Raw genomic sequence first — 4,683 nt, 5'->3', positions numbered from 1 at the left:
CCCCCCCCCGATGGTGCGTCGGCACCCCGTTACGCCACCGCTCTCACCGGTCCTCACCGATCCTCACCGATCCTCACCGATCCTCGCCGTAGCTCACCGGGCCGAGGTCCACGAACAGGCCCCAGGCGGTCTCCCGCACACCACGCGGCGGATCGCGGTGCCCGCCGGGACGCACAGCGCGGCACGCCCTTTCCCGCCGGCCCTATACGCCGGCTCCCCGGGCGCCCGAAGTCCGTCCGTTCACCCTTGCGCCGGAGCGGGAGTTCGCCGGGCTGTGAACGCCCCGCACCGCCGCCGCACCCCGCGTGTCCGCTGCGGACAACGCATGTGACACGCGTACGGGTCCGTGCCTCGTCCGGCGGCCGCTCCTCAGTCCCCGGCCGCCCGGACCGGCCGTGTCCCTTCGCCTTTCGCCGGCACACGAGCCATCCGTCGTGCCTTGCCCGAGACCCCGTCAAACCCGAAAGTTTCACAGCTTGGTGACAACGTCGGAGATCGCGGACCCCGGAACCCCCAAGCGATCTCGGGCGTTGCTAGGGTCGTGGTTACAGATTCCGTTGCCCAATTGATATGAAGCTGATCTTGGTAGCGGGCCCGGCACGACGGATGAGATGGGGGTTCTGTGGACGACAACAGCTGGCGCGCGGCGCAGGCTGCGCGTGAGCCGGTGGTCGAGGGCATGACGCACTCGGGATTGCCGCGGCGAATGCCGCAGGCGAATTTGGTCCCGGGCGCGGCCGTCGACTCCGTGTCGACGTTCGTTCCCGGCATCTTCGCGGGGCTGTCCCGAGATCCGCAGGACGTGCGCAACCGGCTCGCCAGCTTCGTCCAAGGCCTCGAACAAGCCCGATCCGCGGGCGATGCACAGCTTCCCGCCGTGCCGCCGAACCCGATGCGCGCACCCAGCCCGCTGGCCACCGCGTCGGTCCAGTCGTCGCTGCCGAACCGGCCCGCCGCGCCCGCCGACACTCCCGTGCGCAACGCCGCGACGCCCCAGGTGCCGAGCGGATCCGAGGCGAACCGGCCGCAGCGGGAAGTGCAGGCGAAGCCGCACGAGGGGTCCGAGGCGCGCGCGAAGAAGCCGCAGTCGACCGTCCAGCACCCCCCGCTCGACATGGATCTCAGCAGTGCGGACAACCCGTGGAACGACGGTTGGAAGACCTTCCGGCCCGGCCTCTGAGACACGGCTTGGCAATTACGTGACCTGTCCGTGACCAGCCTTCGACCAGGTTCTCCGGGAGGCTGACGGACTCCGCCGACGGGCGCGACCGCGTTCGATCGGTGATCGCCCCGAGCGGGGCCGACCGGCACCGGCCGCGTCGGCCCCGTCCGCATGTGTGCGCACGGATCGCAGACAACGCGCCCACCCAAGTCCCTCCGCCGTGCGTCGGGGCCTTGGGCCGGTCTCGTACGGCGCGCTGCTCGTCGAGGAGCTCGGCGGCGCGTTCTCCGGCGGTCAGGAAAACGCGAGCGTGCGCGCAGTCGGCGCGGCCCGGAGGGATACCCGAGAGGGCCCCGCCCAGTGCGGTGGCCACAAAGGTTCACCGGCTCTCGCCGCGCGTCACCGCATCTCGCGGCGTTGCGGGATCTCGCGGTTACGACCGAGTACGAGCTGCTGCGGCCCTGCGCCTTGCGATGCACGGCACCGGACAACAAGACCCGGCAGACCTTTGTGGCCACCGCACTAGACGTCGACCTGGGCCTTCCGCAGCGCGTCGGAGAGCTTGGCCGCGGCCTCCATGACGGCTTGCGCGTGCAGTCGGCCGGGGTGGCGGGTGAGGCGTTCGATGGGGCCGGAGACGGACACCGCGGCCACGACGCGGTTGCTGGGGCCGCGGACGGCGGCGGAGACCGACGCGACACCGGGTTCGCGTTCGCCGATGCTCTGCGCCCAGCCGCGACGCCGCACACCGGAGAGGGTCGTCGCCGTGAACCGCGCGCCTTGCAGGCCCCGGTGCAGGCGCTCGGGCTCCTCCCAGGCCAGGAGGCACTGAGCGGCGGATCCCGCTTTCATGGGGAGCGTGCTGCCGACCGGGACGGTGTCGCGCAATCCGGACAATCGCTCCGCGGCGGCCACGCACACGCGCATGTCGCCTTGGCGGCGGTACAACTGCGCGCTCTCGCCGGTGACGTCGCGCAGGTGCGCCAGCACCGGGTGGGCGGCGGCGAGCAGCCGGTCCTCGCCCGCCGCGGCGGCGAGTTCGGCGAGACGAGGGCCGAGGACGAAGCGTCCCTGCATGTCGCGGGCGACGAGGCGGTGGTGTTCGAGGGCGACCGCGAGGCGGTGGGCGGTGGGTCGGGCCAGTCCGGTCGTGGCGACGAGCCCCGCCAGCGTCGCTGGCCCGGCTTCGAGCGCGGCCAGCACGACAGCGGCCTTGTCGAGCACGCCGACTCCGCTAGAGTTGTCCATGCTCTGATATTGCCGTCTCAGATGACGAGACGCAAGTCCGTTTTCTGCGGCTTGGTGGCAGAGTTTTCGAACCGCGGACGCAGACGTCGCGGGTGGGCGACGGCACAGCGTGGTCGCGCAACGGCACAGCAAGCACCACACAGGAAGTCGGCAACAGTCGGCAACGGGGCCGACCGGAGGGACAGCGATGGGACGGACACTCGCGGAGAAGGTCTGGGACGCACATGTTGTGCGTCGTGCTGAAGGTGAGCCCGACCTGCTCTACATCGACCTGCACCTGCTGCACGAGGTGACCAGCCCGCAGGCCTTCGACGGGCTGCGCCAGGCCGGCCGCCGGGTCCGCCGGACCGATCTCACGATCGCCACCGAGGACCACAACACCCCCACCCTGGACATCGACAAGCCCATCGCGGACCCGGTCTCGCGCGTCCAGCTGGAGACCCTGCGCCGCAACGCCGCGGAGTTCGGCGTGCGCATCCACCCCCTCGGCGACGTCGAGCAGGGCGTCGTGCACGTCGTCGGCCCGCAGTTGGGGCTGACCCAGCCCGGCATGACGGTCGTGTGCGGTGACAGCCACACCTCCACGCACGGTGCGTTCGGAGCTCTCGCGTTCGGCATCGGCACGAGCCAGGTCGAGCACGTCCTGGCCACGCAGACGCTGCCGATGGCGCCCTTCAAGACCATGGCCGTCACCGTCAACGGCGAACTGCCCGCCGGAGTCACGGCCAAGGACCTGATCCTGGCGGTGATCGCCAAGATCGGGACCGGTGGCGGGCAGGGCTACGTCATCGAGTACCGCGGCGAGGCGATCCGGAACCTCTCGATGGAGGGCCGGATGACCGTCTGCAACATGTCGATCGAGGCGGGCGCCCGCGCCGGCATGATCGCCCCGGACGAGACGACCCTGGCGTACCTCAAGGGCCGCGACCACGCGCCCACCGGCGCCGACTGGGACGCCGCCGTCGAGTACTGGTCGTCGCTGAAGACCGACGACGACGCGACGTTCGACCACGAGGTGGTCATCGAGGCGTCGGAGCTCGCCCCGTTCGTCACGTGGGGCACCAACCCCGGCCAGGGCGCGCCGTTGTCGGCGAACGTCCCGGACCCGGCGTCGTTCACCGACGAGTCCGAGCGCCTCGCCGCCGAAAAGGCCCTGGAATACATGGGCCTGTCCGCGGGGCAGCCGCTGCGCGACATCAAGGTCGACACCGTCTTCATCGGCTCGTGCACCAACGGCCGCATGGAGGACCTGCGCGCGGTCGCCGACATCCTGCGCGGGCGCAAGGTCGCCGACGGCGTACGCATGCTCGTGGTGCCCGGTTCGGTGCGCGTCTCGATGGAGGCCGTCAGCGAGGGGCTGGACAAGGTGTTCACCGAAGCGGGCGCCGAATGGCGTTACGCCGGTTGCTCGATGTGTCTCGGCATGAACCCGGACCAACTGGCCCCGGGCGAGCGCAGCGCCTCCACGTCCAACCGCAACTTCGAGGGACGCCAGGGCAAGGGCGGCCGTACGCACCTGGTTTCGCCGCAGGTTGCCGCCGCCACCGCGGTGCTCGGCCACCTCGCCGCCCCCGCCGACCTCGACGCCGCCGTGCCCGCAGGAGTCTGATCACCCATGGAACCGTTCACCACGCACACCGGCACGGCCGTTCCGCTGCGCCGCAGCAACGTCGACACCGACCAGATCATCCCCGCCCACTGGCTCAAGAAGGTCACTCGGAACGGTTTCGAGGACGGCCTCTTCGAGGCGTGGCGCAAGGACCCCGAGTTCGTCCTGAACCGCCCCGAGCGCCAGGGCGCGACCGTTCTGGTCGCCGGACCCGACTTCGGCACCGGCTCGTCGCGGGAACACGCCGTGTGGGCGCTGCAGAACTACGGCTTCAAGGCGGTCATCTCGTCGCGGTTCGCCGACATCTTCCGTGGCAACTCGCTGAAGGGCGGCCTCCTGACGGTGGTCCTGCCGCAGGAGACCGTCGACCGCCTGTGGGAGCTGACCGAGGCCGACCCGGCCGCCGAGGTCACCGTCGACCTCGTGGAACGCCAGGTCCGCGCGGGCGATCTGGTCGCCGCGTTCGAGATCGACGACTACACGCGCTGGCGGCTGCTGGAGGGCCTGGACGACATCGGTCTGACACTCCGTCACGAAGAGGACGTCACGGCGTTCGAGCAGCGCCGTCCCACCTGGCTGCCCCGCACGCAGACCGCCTGAACCCGGGCGCGAAGCCCCCGCCACGAACGGCCGTACGGTGGCCGGAAGTCACCCTGGTGAACCA

4 protein-coding genes are annotated in these 4,683 nt (G+C 70.9%); 3 read left to right on the top strand and 1 reads right to left on the bottom strand.

The window, feature by feature from the left end; genetic code table 11:
- The first annotated feature begins 622 nt into the window (after positions 1–622).
- On the top strand, positions 623–1,180 hold the full coding sequence (locus ACRX5W_RS14180; RefSeq protein ID WP_436788455.1) for a hypothetical protein: 558 nt from the start codon (positions 623–625) through the stop codon (positions 1,178–1,180).
- 504 nt (positions 1,181–1,684) lie between these two features.
- On the opposite strand, the gene ACRX5W_RS14175 is transcribed toward ACRX5W_RS14180, so the two are convergent.
- Entirely contained in the window at positions 1,685–2,410 is a 726-nt protein-coding gene (locus tag ACRX5W_RS14175; RefSeq protein ID WP_231778302.1) for an IclR family transcriptional regulator, read from the bottom strand.
- A gap of 187 nt (positions 2,411–2,597) precedes the next feature.
- On the opposite strand from ACRX5W_RS14175, the gene leuC reads away from it, so the two are divergent.
- Both leuC and leuD read left to right on the top strand, forming a co-directional pair.
- The gene (gene leuC / locus ACRX5W_RS14170) at positions 2,598–4,019 is read left to right on the top strand and encodes a 3-isopropylmalate dehydratase large subunit (protein WP_436788454.1); all 1,422 of its coding nucleotides are present in this window, start codon (positions 2,598–2,600) and stop codon (positions 4,017–4,019) included.
- Positions 4,020–4,025: 6 nt separating this feature from the next.
- Positions 4,026–4,619: a 3-isopropylmalate dehydratase small subunit gene (leuD, locus tag ACRX5W_RS14165; protein ID WP_436788453.1), complete on the top strand. Its 594-nt coding sequence runs from the start codon at positions 4,026–4,028 to the stop codon at positions 4,617–4,619.
- Positions 4,620–4,683 lie beyond the last annotated feature (64 nt).

It is taken from the genome of Yinghuangia sp. YIM S10712 (genome assembly GCF_051388935.1).
Taxonomy (GTDB): Bacteria; Actinomycetota; Actinomycetes; order Streptomycetales; family Streptomycetaceae; genus Yinghuangia.
The sequence above is the reverse complement of the archived record's forward strand: the minus strand, read 5'-3'. Positions and strand labels throughout refer to the sequence as shown.

Coding starts and splice junctions, on each gene's coding strand:
- ACRX5W_RS14175 (WP_231778302.1), bottom strand. CDS start 2,410: ATGGACAACTCTAGCGGAGTCGGCGTGCTCGACAAGGCCGCTGTCGTG.
- leuC (WP_436788454.1), top strand. CDS start 2,598: ATGGGACGGACACTCGCGGAGAAGGTCTGGGACGCACATGTTGTGCGT.
- leuD (WP_436788453.1), top strand. CDS start 4,026: ATGGAACCGTTCACCACGCACACCGGCACGGCCGTTCCGCTGCGCCGC.